At 72.0% G+C, this 15,192-nt stretch carries 12 protein-coding genes and 1 pseudogene; 9 read left to right on the forward strand and 4 right to left on the reverse strand.

Translation table 11 applies throughout. The features are described from left to right. The first annotated feature begins 65 nt into the window (after positions 1–65). The 3 genes and pseudogenes from ELX43_RS13445 (at position 66) to ELX43_RS13455 (ending at position 2,617) form a co-directional block, all read left to right on the forward strand. Positions 66–1,702, forward strand: a pseudogene (locus tag ELX43_RS13445) (acyl-CoA carboxylase subunit beta). Further along, positions 1,699–1,968, forward strand: a complete 270-nt coding sequence (locus tag ELX43_RS13450) for an acyl-CoA carboxylase epsilon subunit (RefSeq protein ID WP_241248954.1) — start codon at positions 1,699–1,701, stop codon at positions 1,966–1,968. The pseudogene ELX43_RS13445 and the gene ELX43_RS13450 overlap by 4 nt, the downstream one beginning before the upstream one ends. Before the next feature lie 7 nt (positions 1,969–1,975). After that, positions 1,976–2,617 (forward strand): Maf family protein, encoded by a 642-nt coding sequence (locus ELX43_RS13455; RefSeq protein WP_241248955.1) that lies wholly within the window; start codon positions 1,976–1,978, stop codon positions 2,615–2,617. A 133-nt stretch (positions 2,618–2,750) separates the two neighbouring features. Here ELX43_RS13455 and ELX43_RS13460 read toward each other — a convergent pair whose 3' ends face one another. Further along, complete coding sequence (locus ELX43_RS13460) at positions 2,751–3,833, reverse strand: ScyD/ScyE family protein (RefSeq protein ID WP_164860665.1); 1,083 nt, start codon at positions 3,831–3,833, stop codon at positions 2,751–2,753. A 249-nt stretch (positions 3,834–4,082) separates the two neighbouring features. On the opposite strand from ELX43_RS13460, the gene ELX43_RS13465 reads away from it, so the two are divergent. From ELX43_RS13465 to ELX43_RS13485, 5 genes are all read left to right on the forward strand, one after another. After that, on the forward strand, positions 4,083–4,985 hold the full coding sequence (locus ELX43_RS13465) for a sulfurtransferase (RefSeq protein ID WP_206518020.1): 903 nt from the start codon (positions 4,083–4,085) through the stop codon (positions 4,983–4,985). Beyond that, a complete protein-coding gene (locus ELX43_RS13470; protein WP_127783866.1) occupies positions 4,982–5,413 on the forward strand; it encodes a SufE family protein in 432 nt (143 codons plus the stop codon). Before ELX43_RS13465 ends, ELX43_RS13470 begins: the two co-directional genes overlap by 4 nt. A 57-nt stretch (positions 5,414–5,470) precedes the next feature. Then, positions 5,471–6,445 (forward strand): NADPH:quinone oxidoreductase family protein, encoded by a 975-nt coding sequence (locus tag ELX43_RS13475; protein WP_127783867.1) that lies wholly within the window; start codon positions 5,471–5,473, stop codon positions 6,443–6,445. A gap of 344 nt (positions 6,446–6,789) precedes the next feature. Further along, positions 6,790–8,589 carry an acetyl/propionyl/methylcrotonyl-CoA carboxylase subunit alpha gene (locus tag ELX43_RS13480; protein WP_127783868.1) on the forward strand — a complete coding sequence of 600 codons (1,800 nt, stop codon included), beginning with the start codon at positions 6,790–6,792 and terminating at the stop codon, positions 8,587–8,589. 106 nt (positions 8,590–8,695) lie between these two features. Further along, the gene (locus ELX43_RS13485; protein ID WP_127783869.1) at positions 8,696–9,256 is read left to right on the forward strand and encodes a GNAT family N-acetyltransferase; all 561 of its coding nucleotides are present in this window, start codon (positions 8,696–8,698) and stop codon (positions 9,254–9,256) included. A 28-nt stretch (positions 9,257–9,284) separates the two neighbouring features. On the opposite strand, the gene ELX43_RS13490 is transcribed toward ELX43_RS13485, so the two are convergent. Next, positions 9,285–11,009, reverse strand: coding sequence for a glycerol-3-phosphate dehydrogenase/oxidase (locus ELX43_RS13490; protein WP_127783870.1), 1,725 nt, complete (start codon positions 11,007–11,009; stop codon positions 9,285–9,287). 76 nt (positions 11,010–11,085) lie between these two features. Beyond that, positions 11,086–12,060 (reverse strand): MIP family channel protein, encoded by a 975-nt coding sequence (locus tag ELX43_RS13495; RefSeq protein WP_127783871.1) that lies wholly within the window; start codon positions 12,058–12,060, stop codon positions 11,086–11,088. A gap of 150 nt (positions 12,061–12,210) precedes the next feature. Here ELX43_RS13495 and glpK point away from each other — a divergent pair, with 150 nt between their 5' ends. Further along, positions 12,211–13,746: a glycerol kinase GlpK gene (gene glpK, locus ELX43_RS13500; protein WP_127783872.1), complete on the forward strand. Its 1,536-nt coding sequence runs from the start codon at positions 12,211–12,213 to the stop codon at positions 13,744–13,746. Here the strand turns inward: glpK and ELX43_RS13505 are convergent, their stop codons facing one another. Continuing rightward, positions 13,747–15,180, reverse strand: a complete 1,434-nt coding sequence (locus tag ELX43_RS13505) for an NAD(P)H-quinone dehydrogenase (protein WP_127783873.1) — start codon at positions 15,178–15,180, stop codon at positions 13,747–13,749. Between the last annotated feature and the right edge of the window lie 12 nt (positions 15,181–15,192).

A 15,192-nucleotide genomic window follows, 5' to 3' on the forward strand; every position in this document is an offset into this window, starting at 1 on the left:
GCCTCGATGGTCCCACGTGCCGCCATGCTGACACCGACGCGAGCGCGCCCGATAGAGTCCGCAACATGACCAGTGCGACGGAGCAGGCGGAAGCGGTCTCTTCTGCCCCAGACATCCACACCACCGCAGGCAAGCTCGCCGATTTCCACCAGCGCGAGGAAGCCGCCATCCATGCCGGGTCGGCCAAGGCCGCCGAGAAGGCGCACGACATGGGCAAGATGACCGCCCGCGAGCGCATCGAGGCCCTGCTCGACCCCGGCTCGTTCGTGGAGCTGGACGCGCTGGCGCGGCACCGCTCCACCAACTTCGGGTTGGAGAAGAACCGCCCCCTCGGCGACGGCGTCGTCACCGGCTACGGCACCATCGACGGCCGCGAGGTGTGCCTGTTCAGCCAGGACGCCACCGTCTTCGGCGGCAGCCTCGGTGAGGTCTACGGCGAGAAGATCGTCAAGGTCATGGACCTGGCCATCAAGACCGGGCGCCCGCTGGTCGGCATCAACGAGGGCGCCGGCGCCCGCATCCAGGAGGGCGTGGTCTCCCTCGGCCTCTACGGCGAGATCTTCCTGCGCAACGTGCACGCCTCCGGCGTCATCCCGCAGATCTCCCTGATCATGGGCCCCTGCGCCGGTGGTCACGTCTACTCCCCCGCGCTCACCGACTTCATCGTGATGGTCGACCAGACCAGCCAGATGTTCATCACCGGCCCGGACGTCATCAAGACCGTCACCGGCGAGGACGTCACCATGGAGGAGCTGGGTGGCGCGCGCACGCACAACAGCAAGTCCGGTGTCGCCCACTACATGGGCAGCGACGAGCAGGACGCGCTGGACTACGTCAAGGAGCTGCTCAGCTACCTGCCGAGCAACAACCTCTCCGAGGCCCCCGCTTCCCGGCGCCGCCGCTGACCGAGGGCTCCATCGCGGACAACGTCACCGAGGCCGACCTCGAGCTGGACACGCTGATCCCGGACTCCGCGAACCAGCCCTACGACATGCACGAGGTCATCTCCCGCATCGTCGACGACGGCGAGTTCCTCGAGGTCCAGTCGCTGTGGGCGCCGAACATCCTGGTCGGTTACGCCCGGGTGGAGGGCCGCAGCGTCGGCATCGTCGCCAACCAGCCCACCCAGTTCGCCGGCTGCCTGGACATCGACGCCAGCGAGAAGGCCGCTCGCTTCGTGCGCACCTGCGACGCCTTCAACGTCCCGGTGCTGACCCTGGTGGACGTGCCCGGCTTCCTGCCCGGCACCGAGCAGGAGTACATGGGCATCATCCGGCGCGGCGCCAAGCTGATCTACGCCTACGCCGAGGCCACCGTCCCCAAGGTCACCGTCATCACCCGCAAGGCCTACGGCGGCGCGTACGACGTGATGGGCTCCAAGCACCTCGGTGCCGACGTGAACCTGTCCTGGCCCACCGGCCAGATCGCCGTGATGGGTGCCTCCGGCGCGGTGGGCATCGTGCACCGTCGCAAGCTGGCGGCGGCCAAGGCGGCCGGCGAGGACGTGGACGCCCTGCACCAGCAGCTGCAGCAGGAGTACGAGGACACCCTCGTCAACCCCTACATCGGCGCCGAGCGCGGCTACGTCGACGCGGTCATCCAGCCCTCGCACACCCGTGGCCAGGTGGCTCGTGCGCTCAAGATCCTGGAGAGCAAGCGGGAGACGCTGCCGCCCAAGAAGCACGGGAACATCCCCCTGTGAGCGCGGACGCCGTGAGCGAAGGTACCGACGCGCAGGAGGCCACCCCGGCTCCTGAGCAGCCGCAGGCTGAGCCGATGCTGCGGGTGCTGCGTGGCCAGCCGACCGACGCCGAGCTGGCCGCGCTGGTGCTCGTGGTGGCGGCGGCCAGCTCCTCGCCGGAGCCCGAGCCCGAGCTCCGCTCGCTGTGGAACGACCCGGCGCTGCTGCTGCGCTCCTCGGCGATGCCGTCGTCGAGCGCGTGGACCTCGCCGGTCCGGGCGCGCTGACGCAGTCGTGACCACCACCCTGGTGCTGGCCTCCGCCTCACCGGCTCGCCTCGCCGTGCTCCGCGCGGCCGGGGTGCAGCCGGTGGTGCGGGTCTCCGGGGTGGACGAGGACGCCCTCGTCGCGGAGCTGGGCGAGGCGCCACCGGAGGCGGTGGTGACGGCGCTGGCCCAGGCCAAGGCCGCCGACGTGGTGGCCGCCCTGGGCGCAGACCCCCTGCTGCACGACGCCGTCGTGGTCGGCTGCGACTCCATGCTGCACATCGGCGGCACCCTGGTGGGCAAGCCGGGCACCACCGAGGTGGCCCGCCAGCGGTGGGGCGCGATGGCCGGCGGCAGCGGGGAGCTGCTCACCGGCCACTCCGTGCTGCGGGTGCGCGAGGGCGCGGTGACCAGCCAGGCCACCGGGGTGGGCCGCACCGTGGTGCGCTTCGCCGACCCGTCCGAGGCGGAGCTGCAGGCCTACCTGGCCACCGGGGAGCCGCTGCGGGTGGCCGGCTCGTTCACCCTGGACGGGCTGGGGGGCTGGTTCGTGGACGGCATCGACGGCGACCCCTCCAGCGTCATCGGCATCGGGCTGCCCCTGCTGCGCGGACTGCTCGCCGAGGTGGGCGTCGCGGTGCACACCCTCTGGGCGCCCGCCGGAGCCTGACCCTGCCCGACTCAGCACTGCCCGACCGAGCCTCCGGATGGTGTGGGAACAGGGATCGGCGGGTGTCGGGTCCTCGTTCGACCCGGCACCCGCCGTCTCGCCGCGGCGCTGCGGCCGCTCGCCCCTGCCCGGCTCAGTCCGCCGGGATCGGCTCAAACCCGTCGGGCGACACCGCCACCACCTGGCCGGCACCCGGGCCCGCCAGCGACATCGCGGTGGCGTACAGGGTCCCGTCCGAGAACGTGATCCCCAGCGGCATGGGCACCGCCGCGGCATAGCGTCCGCCCCCGTCCGGGTCGATCTTCACGATGCGCCCTGGCGGCGGGGCGTCCGGCGGGGGCTGCTCCCCCTCCGGCGCTCCGTAGGTCACCTCGGTGACGTACACCGCCCCGTCCGGACCCACGGCCACGCCGGTGGGCCCGTCCAGCCCGGTGATGGTGTTCTCCAGCTCACCGGTGGCCGGGTTGATCACGTACACCCGGCCCTCCCCGGGCACCCCGGCGGTGAAGGCGCTGACGTAGAGGCTGCCCTCCGGACCGAAGGCCAGCCCGGTGGGCACCGAGTCGCAGCCCGGTGTCTCCGGCGAGTTGTTGGGCAGGCCCGCGCACGCGCCGGTGTTCACCGTCGGTGGGACGAACAGCGTGCGCACGTTGCCGAGGAAGTCGACCGCCAGCACGTCGTTGGCACCGCCGTCGGCGATGTAGGCGTCCTCGAAGTAGCCGCGCTTGAGGACGCGGAACGGGTTGGACAACGCGTCGAGCAGCTCGCCGTTCGGCCCCTCCTGCAGCTGGCCGTCCGGGTTGTTGGCCCGCTCGTAAGCGGTGAGGTCCGCGACCTTCTGCGGCGGTCCGAACAGGTTGGCCAGGTACAGCGACGCCGGGTCGGGTGAGCCCGCGGGCAGCGGCGGTGCCTCGGTGCCCGGCTCCGGCGCACCGGTGACGAAGGGCAGCTGGCCCCACGGCACGGTGGCGCTGGCGATCCCGCCCAGGTTCTGCACCAGCGGGACGTGGAGCTGCAGCGGGGGCAGCACGGCGGTGACCTGGCCGGCTCCAGCCTCGGTGACGTAGAGCAGACCCAGCGGGCCGCCCTGCACGTCGTAGGGGTTGCTCAACCCGCCGACGACCACCGAGTACGGGGGTGGCGGACCGGTCTCCTGCGCGTGGACGCTGGGTGCCGCCACCAGCGCCATCGCGGTCGCCGCAGCTGCGGTGCACACCGCCGCTGTCCGCCTCCGTCGTGTGTTTCCCCGCATGCCGGCCCCCTGGATGTGAAGTTGGTGTGAGCAACGTAACGTGGCGCTGGCGCGTTGACAAGGTCCTTAGCCCTCTGACCTGGGGATATGCAGCGCGCCAAGGGTTTCCTCGAGCAACCGCCGGGCCGCGCGGGAATCCGTCGGCCACCTGTGGCAACGTCAGCACTGCATGCGCCACGTTGGCGCACACACACGTTTGCCTTGGAGGTAGCTGTGCCCGTCGCTGCGGAACAGAACGCCGAGCTCGCCGACTACGCCCATCCCGAGCGCCTGGTGTCCACCGGCTGGGTGGCCGAGCACCTGGGCGAGCCCGGCCTGAAGATCGTCGAGTCCGACGAGGACGTGCTGCTCTACGAGAGCGGCCACATCCCCGGCTCGGTCAAGATCGACTGGCACACCGACCTCAACGACCCGGTCACCCGGGACTACGTCGACGGCGAGGGCTTTGCCCGGCTGATGGCCAGCAAGGGCATCAGCCGCGACGACACCGTGGTGATCTACGGCGACAAGAGCAACTGGTGGGCCGCCTACGCCCTCTGGGTCTTCACCCTCTTCGGCCACCCCGACGTGCGGCTGATGAACGGTGGCCGCACGCTGTGGCAGGCCGAGGGCCGCGAGCTCACCCGGGACAAGCCCACCGTCACCCCCGCCGAGTACCCGGTGGTGCAGCGCTCCGACGAGGCCATCCGCGCCTTCAAGGACGACGTGCTCGCCCACCTGGGCCGCGGTCCCCTCATCGACGTGCGCTCGGTGCCGGAGTACACCGGCGAGCGCACCCACATGCCTGACTACCCGGAGGAGGGCGCCCTGCGGGGCGGACACATCCCCTCCGCCGCCAGCGTCCCGTGGGCGAAGGCCGCCGCGGAGGACGGGCGCTTCAAGTCCCGCACCGAGCTGGAGGCGGTGTACCAGGACGAGGCCGGCCTCACCCCCGGTGACGACGTGATCGCCTACTGCCGCATCGGTGAGCGCTCCAGCCACACCTGGTTCGTGCTCACCCACCTGCTGGGCTACGACAAGGTCCGCAACTACGACGGGTCCTGGACCGAGTGGGGCAACATGGTCCGGGTGCCGATCGTGCGCGGCGCGGAGCGCGGGGAGGTCCCGACCTCGTGACCCTGCCCGCCAAGCTGACCGAGATCATCGAGGACTTCGAGGCCGTCGAGGGTCAGGACAAGCTGCAGCTGCTGCTGGAGCTCAGCGACGAACTGCCCGCCCTGCCCGCCGAGCTGGCCGAGCACCCGGAGCTGCTCGAGCCGGTGCCGGAGTGCCAGACGCCGCTGTTCCTCAAGGTCGACGCCGCCGACGCCGAGCACGTGCGGCTGTACTTCTCCGCCCCGCCGGAGTCGCCCACCACCCGCGGGTTCGCCTCGATCCTGCACCAGGGCCTGGACGGGGAGAGCCGGCAGACCGTGCTCGCCGTGCCGGAGGACTTCTACCTCGCCTTCGGCCTGGGCGAGGCGGTCAGCCCGTTGCGCCTGCGTGGGCTCTCCGCGATGCTCAGCCGGATCAAGCGTCAGGTCCGCGAGGCCCAGCAAGCCTGAGCAAGCAGCTGGTCGCTCGTCCAGCCCGGTTCTCCCGTCCGTCCAGAGAGGTTCCGCATGCGCGCCGTCCAGATCACCAGCCTCGATGGTCCCGAGGCAGTCGAGGTCGCCGAGGTGGCCGAGCCGAAGCAGGACGACGCGCTGGTGCGGGTGCAGGTGCACGCCGCCGGGGTCGCCTTTCCCGACGCGCTGCTCACCCGCGGGCTCTACCAGTACAAGCCCGAGCCGCCGTTCACCCCGGGCAGCGAGGTGGCCGGGGTGGTGCTGTCGGCGCCGGAGGGCAGCGGCTTCACCCCTGGCGACCGGGTGGTGGGGCTGACCGGCATGGGTGACGGCATGGCCGAGGTGGCCAACCTGTCCCCGGACATGACCTTCCCGCTGCCCGACGCCGTCTCCATGGCTGCTGGTGCCGGCCTGCTGTTCAACGACCTCACCGTGCACTTCGCGCTGGGCAAGCGCGGTCGGCTGGCCGACGGCGAGACGGTGCTGGTGCACGGCGCCGCCGGCGGCATCGGCACCTCCACGCTGCGGATGGCCAAGCTGCTCGGCGCCGCGCGCACCATCGCGGTGGTGAGCACCGAGGCCAAGGTGGCCACCGCCCGCGAGGCCGGCGCCGACGAGGTGGTGCTGGCCGAGGGCTGGCTGGCCCAGGTGAAGGAGCTCACCGGCGGCACCGGCGTCGACGTCATCCTCGACCCCGTCGGCGGCGACCGCTTCACCGACAGCATCCGTGCCCTCGCCCCTGCCGGTCGGCTGGTGGTGGTCGGCTTCACCGGCGGTGACATCCCCACCGTCAAGGTGAACCGGCTGCTGCTCAACAACGTGGACGTGGTGGGGGCCGGCTGGGGCGCGTGGTTCATGACGCACCCCGGGTACGTGTCGTCGCAGTGGGCGCAGATCCAGCCGTGGCTGGCCTCCGGGGAGCTGAGCGCCCCGCAGCCCTCGGTGTTCCCGCTGGAGCAGGCTGCCGACGCCATCGGTGCGCTGGAGCGCCGCGAGGCGCTGGGCAAGGTCGTGCTCACCCTGCGCTGAGCCGCACGCAGGGGCTGGTCAGCGCGGCAGCCGACGCGCATGCCGGCCGGCACGAGCGAGCAGCCAGCCGGCCGAGACGCCCACCACGAGTGGGGGCTGCGCCCCGGCTGACCGGTGGCCACCGCCCAGCTCGGCTGGTCCGGCGTGACCACCGAGCGGGAGCCCCGCGCGGCGTGGACCGGGGCAGGTGCGACGATGAGTCCCGCCTGCAGAGCCGTGGCGACCGCGACACGACGTGCGCGGCAACCACCTCGTGAGCAGCCAGCGACATCGGCTGCCTAGACTCCACAGGCAAACTCCCGCGATCCCCGCCGTGGCGATCGCCCGCGACGACAGGAGGCTTCGTGCCGACTCCAGGCTCAGCGCCCACCCAGGACAGCGCAGCGATCACGAAGGTGCTCGTCGCCAACCGTGGCGAGATCGCGGTCCGCGTCATCCGTGCCTGCGCCGACTCGGGCATCAGCAGCGTCGCCGTCTACGCCGAGCCGGACGCGGACGCCCCGCACGTGCGCCTGGCCGACGAGGCCTTCGCGCTCGGTGGCCAGACCGGAGCCGACTCCTACCTCAACATCGAGAAGCTCCTCGACGCCGCGAAGAAGTCCGGCGCGGACGCGATCCACCCCGGCTACGGCTTCCTCTCCGAGAACGCCGACTTCGCCCAGGCGGTCATCGACGCCGACCTCATCTGGATCGGCCCGAGCCCGCAGTCCATCCGCGACCTCGGCGACAAGGTGACCGCCCGCCACATCGCCACCCGCGCGGGCGCGCCCCTGGTCCCCGGCACCAACGACCCGGTGGCCAACGCCGACGAGGTCGTGGCCTTCGCCAAGGAGCACGGTCTGCCCGTCGCCATCAAGGCCGCCTTCGGTGGCGGTGGCCGCGGCATGAAGGTCGCCCGCAGCATCGAGGAGATCCCCGAGCTGTTCGACTCCGCCACCCGCGAGGCCGTCAGCGCCTTCGGTCGCGGCGAGTGCTTCGTGGAGCGCTACCTGGACAAGCCCCGCCACGTGGAGGCGCAGGTCCTGGCCGACATGCACGGCAACGTCATCGTCGTCGGCACCCGCGACTGCTCCCTGCAGCGCCGCTTCCAGAAGCTGGTCGAGGAGGCCCCCGCGCCGTTCCTCACCGACGAGCAGCGCAAGGAGATCCACACCAGCGCCAAGGCCATCTGCAAGGAGGCCAGCTACTACGGCGCCGGCACGGTGGAGTACCTGGTGGGCCAGGACGGGCTCATCTCCTTCCTCGAGGTGAACACCCGCCTGCAGGTGGAGCACCCGGTGAGCGAGGAGACCACCGGCATGGACCTGGTGCGTGCCCAGTTCCGCATCGCCGAGGGCAAGGCCCTGGAGATCACCGAGGACCCCGAGCCCCGCGGGCACTCCTTCGAGTTCCGCCTCAACGGTGAGGACGTGGGCCGCGGCTTCCTGCCCGCCCCCGGCACCGTCACCCGCTTCGTCCCCCCCGCCGGTCCCGGCGTGCGCAACGACGTGGGCGTGGAGAGCGGCAGCGTCATCGGCGGCCAGTTCGACTCCATGCTCGGCAAGCTGATCGTCAGCGGCGCCGACCGCAAGCAGGCGCTGGAGCGCTCCCGCCGCGCGCTCGACGAGCTCGTCGTCGAGGGCATGGCCACCGTGGTGCCCTTCCACCGGCTGGTCGTCCGCGACCCCGCCTTCATCGGCACCGACGAGGGCTTCGACGTGCACACCCGCTGGATCGAGACCGAGTGGGAGAACACCGTCGAGCCCTTCGGCGGCGCGGTTCCCGCCGACGACGACACCACCCCCCGCCAGACCGTGGTGGTCGAGGTGGGCGGACGCCGCCTGGAGGTGTCGCTGCCCGGCGACCTCGCCCTCGGTGGCGGCGGTGGCGCGGCTGCGGCCAAGAAGCCCAAGTCCCGCAAGCGTTCCGGTGGTGGCGCTGCCGCATCGGGCAACTCGGTGGTGGCGCCCATGCAGGGCACCGTCGTCAAGGTTGCCGTGGAGGAGGGCCAGCAGGTCACCGCGGGCGAGCTCATCGCGGTGCTCGAGGCGATGAAGATGGAGAACCCGGTCACCGCCCACAAGGACGGCACCATCTCCGGCCTCTCCGTCGAGCCCGGCGCGGCGGTCACCCAGGGCACCGTGCTCTGCGAGCTGAACGACTAGCAGCACCTGATCGACTCACCGGCCCTGCCCCGCGAGCTTCGCGAGGCAGGGCCGGTGCACGTTCGGCCCGAGACCTGACCAGACCAGCCCCGAGGGAGCCCCGACGGTGGAGCCGATCGAAATCAACGCCGGCACCTGGTACCTGCGCGCGCTGCGCGCCGACGAGCGGGTGGACGACTGCGCCACGCTGCTGACCACCGCGAACGACCCCGCCACCCTGCGCCACGCCCCTGAGCTGGTGGTGCGCACCCGGGAGGAGGCGGTGGCCTCGGTGGCGCGGCGCGTCGCGCAGTGGGCCGACGAGACCGGCTTCTCCTGGGCCGTGTGCGAGCCCACCACCGGGGAGATGCTCGCCGAGGTGCGGCTGCGCAACGTCGACCACACCCACCGCAGCGCGGAGCTGGCCTGCTGGACCGCGCCGGCACACCGCCGCCGCGGCGTCATGGGCACCGCCGCCGGAGCGGTCACCCGGCTGGCCCTGGCCCCAGAGCGACTGGGCGGGCTGGGCCTGCACCGGCTCAGCTACCTGCACACCGCGGACAACCCCGCCGCCGCGGCGATCGCGCTGGGCTGTGGCATGACCGCAGAGGGTCGCCTGCGCCAGGCAGCGCTGCTCGACGACCAGTGGCAGGACGTGCTGCTGCACGCCCGGCTGGCCACCGACTAGGCCTGGCCGGAGCACCCGTCAGGGCGGCTCAGGTCAACGGCTCGGCGATCTTCTCCCGCGCCTCGGGGGCGGCGGCGCGCAGCGCGTCCGCAGCGGCGTCGGTGAGCTCGGTCTGCGACTCCACCTCGGCGTGCACCCGCGACGTGTAGGTCTCCACCTCCCGCGTGGTGGTCGCCTCGTCCCACCCGAGCGCCGGAGCGAGCAGCTCGGCCACCTCCCTGGCGCAGTCCACGCCGCGGTGGTCGTACTCGATGGAGATGCGGGTGCGCCGGGCCAGCACGTCCTCCAGGTGCAGGGCGCCCTCGGCCGCAGCGCCGTACACCACCTCCACCCGCAGGTAGTCCGGCGCCTTCGCGAGGGGACGCAGCAGGCTCGGGTCGTCGGCGGCCAGCGCGAGCACCTGGTCGATCTCCGAGCCGTAGCGGTCGAGCAGGTGGCGCACCCGGTAGGGGTGCAGCCCGTGGCGCTCACCCACCTGCTGTGCCTGGTTCACCAGCGCGAAGTAGCCGTCCGCCCCCAGCAGCGGGACCTTGTCGGTCACCGAGTCAGCCACCCGGGTGGGCACGTCCTCGGCGGCGACGTCCACGGCATCGGCGCCCATCACCCGGTAGGTGGTGTACTTGCCGCCGGCGATGGCCACCAGCCCCGGCGCGACGCGGGCCACGGCGTGCTCGCGGGAGAGCTTGGAGCTCTGCTCGCTCTCCCCCGCGAGGAGTGGGCGCAGCCCGGCGTAGACGCCCTCGATGTCGGCGGGGGTCAGCGGCACCGCCAGCACCCGGTTGACGTGGTCGAGCAGGTAGTCGATGTCGGCACGGGTGGCCGCCGGGTGCGCCAGGTCGAGGTTCCAGTCGGTGTCGGTGGTGCCGATGATCCAGTGGTGGCCCCAGGGGATGACGAACAGCACCGAAGTCTCGGTGCGCAGGATCATCGCCGCCTCGCTCACGATCTTGTCCCGGCCCACCACGACGTGCACGCCCTTGGAGGCCCGCACCTTGAACCGCCCACGCCCGCCGGCGACGTGCTGCAGCTCGTCGGTCCACACACCGGTGGCGTTGATGACGGCGTGGCCGTGCACCTCGGTCTCCCGACCGTCCTCGGAGTCGCGCACCCGCACCCCGCTGATCCGGTCGGCCTCGCGGAGGAACCCCACCACCTGGGTGGAGGTGCGCACCACCGCGCCGTAGTGCGCCGCCGTGCGGGCCACCGTCATGGTGTGCCGGGCGTCGTCCACCACGGTGTCGTAGTAGCGGATGCCGCCGACCAGCGCCTTGGGCTTGAGCCCCGGAGCCAGCCGCAGCGCAGCCGCCCGGGTGAGGTGGTGCTGGCGCGGCACCGACTTGGCCCCGCCCATGGTGTCGTAGAGGAACATCCCCGCCGCCACGTACGGGCGCTCCCACACCCGGTGGGTGAGCGGGTAGAGGAACTTCAGCGGCTTGACCAGGTGCGGGGCCAGGGTGGACAGCGACAGCTCCCGCTCGTGCAGCGCCTCGCGCACCAGGCCGAACTCCAGCTGCTCCAGGTAGCGCAGGCCACCGTGGAACATCTTGGACGAGCGGCTGGACGTGCCCGACGCCAGGTCGCGCGCCTCCACCAGGGCCACCCGCAGCCCTCGGGTGGCCGCGTCCAGCGCCGCGCCCGCGCCCACCACCCCACCGCCGATGACGATCACGTCGAACTGCTCAGCACCCAGCTTCTCCCAGGCCTCCGCACGCTCGCGCGGGCCCAACACTCCATCTCGCTGCTGCTCGGTCAAGTCGGCTCCCTGGGTCGGACGTGCCTGCCTGCGGTGCACCGTGTCGTCGTGCTGCTGCCTCCGCCGCGCCGCGTGGTCACTCCTCGGAGGCGAGCGGGTCGGTCTCGTCAGCACGGTGCCGGGGGGCGTCGAAGGCGTCGTCGGACGCCTGCAGTGCCGACCTGGCGTGCAGCACGTCACCGATGAACCAATCGTAGATGAGCACGCCGACCACGCCCCCGACCAGCGGACCCACGATGGGGATCCAGAAGTACCAGCTGAAGGCGCCCGGCACCGTGCCCGGCAGTGCCACCTCGCCCCACCCGGCGAAGAACGCGAACAGCCGCGGCCCGAAGTCACGAGCAGGGTTGATGGCGTAGCCGGCGTTGGCCCCGAAGGACATCCCGATCGCGGCCACCACCAGGCCGACCAGCAGCGGGCCGAGGTTGGCCCGCACCGCCTGGTTGCGCAGGTCGACCACCGCCGCCACGAAGACGATGAGGAACGCGGTGCCCACCACCTGGTCGATCAGCGGTCCGGCGATGGCGCCCTCGAAGTACGGCGCAGGCACGGTGCCGAAGATGGAGAAGGTGGTGTTGCCGCCGGCGGAGCTCCTGGTGGCCCCCACCGCGGCGTTGTACGCGTCGATCGCGTCGTAGTAGACCAGGTAGACCAGCGCGGCTCCGAGGAAGGCACCGACCACCTGGGAGCCCATGTAGGGCGCGACCTTGCGCCAGGCGAACCCGCGGCGCACGGCGAACGCCAGGGTGACCGCGGGGTTGAGGTGCGCCCCGCTCACGCCGCCGGCCACGTACACCCCGAAGGCCACGGCCAGCGCCCAGCCCCAGGTGATCAGCAGCCAGTCACCGGCACCCAGGAAGAACGTGGTGGGGCTCTCGGTGCGCTCGGAGCCGGGCAGCCCCGCCACGGCCATCGCCACCACGCCGTTGCCGAAGGAGATGAGCACGAAGGTGCCCAGGCCCTCGGCCAGGCACTCCCCCCAGGTCCCGCCCAGCCGCTTCAGCCCGCTGCCCTGGCGAACGGCTCGTCGCAGCGGAGTCACGTCGGTCATGGCCTCGCCTCCCGGCACTGCCTTCGCCGTCCACCGGCACCGCCTTCGCCGTCCACCGGCACCGCCTCACGCGATAGCGTGTGGGCTACGTCACCCACCTCAGAACGGTACAACCGCAGCCCAGGACCGGCCAGGAGAGAGGGAGGACCCGTGAGCAGCTCCAGCAGCGCCGCCCCCCAGAAGTACGTTGCCGCGATCGACCAGGGCACCACGTCCAGCCGGTGCATGATCTTCGACCACTCCGGCCGCGTGGTTGCCGTCGACCAGCGCGAGCACGAGCAGATCTTCCCGCGGGCCGGCTGGGTGGAGCACGACCCGATGGAGGTCTGGAACAACGTCCGCAACGTCACCGCGGGGGCGCTGGCCGACGCCGACCTCACCGCCGACGACATCGCCGCGGTGGGCATCACCAACCAGCGGGAGACCGCGGTGGTGTGGGACCGCCGCACCGGCGAGCCGATCTACAACGCGATCGTCTGGCAGGACACCCGCACCGACCGCATCTGCTCGGCCCTGGGCACCGACGACGGCCCGGACCGCTACCGCGACGTCACCGGGCTGCCGCTGGCCACGTACTTCTCCGGCCCCAAGGTGATGTGGATCCTGGACAACGTCGAGGGGGCGCGGGAGCGGGCCGAGGCCGGCGAGCTGTGCTTCGGCACCATGGACTCCTGGGTGCTGTGGAACATGACGGGCGGCCCGGACGGCGGGGTGCACCAGACCGACGTCACCAACGCCTCGCGGACGCTGCTGATGGACCTGGACACCCTGGCCTGGGACCCGGCGATCTGCGCGGACATGGGCATCCCGGAGTCGATGCTGCCCGAGATCAAGAGCTCCTCACAGATCTACGGCGAGGTGCGCGCCCGCGGCACGCTCAGCCGGGTGCCCATCGCCGGCATCCTGGGCGACCAGCAGGCAGCCACCTTCGGCCAGGCCTGCCTGGTGCCGGGCGAGGCCAAGAACACCTACGGGACCGGCAACTTCGTGCTGCTGAACACCGGCACCGAGAAGGTGATGAGCAAGAACGGGCTGCTCACCACCGTCTGCTACAAGATCGGCGAGAACGCCCCGGTGTACGCGCTGGAGGGATCCATCGCCGTCACCGGCTCGCTGGTGCAGTGGCTGCGGGACAACCTGGGCATGATCGACACCGCCGCCGACATCGAGACCCACGCCCGCTCGGTGGACGACAACGGCGGGGCCTACTTCGTGCCCGCCTTCTCCGGGCTGTTCGCCCCGTACTGGCGCTCCGACGCCCGCGGCGCCATCGTCGGGCTCACCCGCTACGTCACCAAGGGCCACCTCGCCCGCGCCGTGCTGGAGGCGACCGCCTACCAGACCCGTGCGGTCATCGACGCGATGAACAAGGACTCCGGCGTCGACCTCACGGTGCTCAAGGTCGACGGCGGCATGGTGGTCAACGAGCTGCTCATGCAGTTCCAGGCCGACCTGCTCGGCGTGGAGGTGGTCCGTCCGGTGGTGGCGGAGACCACCGCCCTGGGCGCGGCCTACGCCGCCGGTCTCGCGGTGGGGTTCTGGGCCAGCGAGGACGACATCCGGGAGAACTGGCGCGAGGACAAGACCTGGTCACCGGCGATGGACCCCGCGGAGCGCGACCGTCTCTACGCCGGCTGGCAGAAGGCGGTCACCCGCACCTTCGACTGGGTCGACGACGAGGAGTAGCTAGTCCAGGTCGTCGTGGCCCATCAGCTGGCGGCCGGTCTCGGTGATCGACCCGGACAGCGACGGGTACACCGAGAACGTCTGGGCCAGGTCGGTGACGGTGAGGTGGTGCTGCACGGCCAGCGCGATGGGCAGGATCAGCTCCGACGCCACCGGGGCCACCACCACGCCGCCGATGACCACGCCGGTGGAGGGCCGGCAGAACAGCTTGACGAAGCCGCGGCGCAGGCCCTGCATCTTGGCGCGCGGGTTGGTGGCCAGCGGCAGCAGCACGGTGCGCGCGGCCACCTCGCCGGCGTCGATCGCGTTCTGGCTGATGCCCACCGTCGCCAGCTCCGGCCGGGTGAACACCGCCGAGGCCACGGTCTTGAGCTTGATGGGCAGCACGCCCTCGCCGAGGGCGTGCCACATGGCGGTGCGGCCCTGCATCGCGGCCACGGAGGCCAGCGGCAGCAGGCCGGTGCAGTCGCCGGCGGCGTAGATGCCCGGCACCTGGGTGCGGGAGACCCGGTCCACCGGGATGTAGCCGCCCCGGTTGAGCTGCAGGCCGACCTGCTCCAGGCCCAGGCCTGCGGTGTTGGGCACGGAGCCCACCGTCATCAGGGCGTGGCTGCCCTCCACCGTGCGACCGTCGGCCATCACCACCCGAACCCCGGACTCGGTGCGCTCCACCGTCTCGGCGCGGGCCTCCTTGACCAGGGTGACGCCGCGCTCGGCGAGCACCGCCTCCAGCACCGCGGCGGCGTCGGCGTCCTCCCCGGGCAGCACGCGGTCGCGGCTGGAGACCAGGGTGACCTTGACGCCCATCTCGGTGTAGGCGGAGACGAACTCCGCGCCGGTCACGCCGGAGCCGACCACGATGAGGTGCTCGGGCAGCTCGGTGAGGTCGTAGATCTGGCGCCAGTCCAGGATCCGCTCGCCGTCGGGCACCGCACCGGGCAGCACCCGGGGACGGGCGCCGGTGGCCAGCAGCACCACGTCGGCGTCGAGCACCTCGGCCTCGCCCTCCTCGGGCGGGGTCACGTTGCCCTCCGCGTCCAGCCGCTCCACCGCGACCCGGTGCGTGGCCAGGCCGGGGACGTCGTCCACCAGGCGCGCGCGGCCGCGGATGAGCTCCACACCCTCGCGCTGCAGGCGCACCCGGATGTCGGCCGACTGGGCCAGGGCGAGGGACTTCACCCGGCCGTGCACCACGGGCACGGCCACCGCGGCCTCGTCCAGGTCGATCTGCACGCCCAGGTCCGCCGCGCGCCGCAGGTCGGTGCGCACGCCGGCAGAGGAGATGAACGTCTTGGAGGGCACGCAGTCGTAGAGCACGCAGGCCCCGCCGAGGCCCTCGGCCTCCACGACCACCACGTCGGCGCCGTACTGCGCCGCCACGAGTGCCGCCTCGTACCCGGCAGGGCCACCACCGATGATCACGATGCGGGTCACTGGTTCCTCCAA

The organism is Rhodococcus sp. X156 (assembly GCF_004006015.1).
Classification (GTDB): domain Bacteria; phylum Actinomycetota; class Actinomycetes; order Mycobacteriales; family Mycobacteriaceae; genus X156.

Bases quoted from the DNA above. Each gene is read 5' to 3' on its own strand.
- ELX43_RS13475 (WP_127783867.1), top strand. From the start codon at position 5,471: ATGCGCGCCGTCCAGATCACCAGCCTCGATGGTCCCGAGGCAGTCGAG.
- ELX43_RS13495 (WP_127783871.1), bottom strand. From the start codon at position 12,060: ATGACCGACGTGACTCCGCTGCGACGAGCCGTTCGCCAGGGCAGCGGG.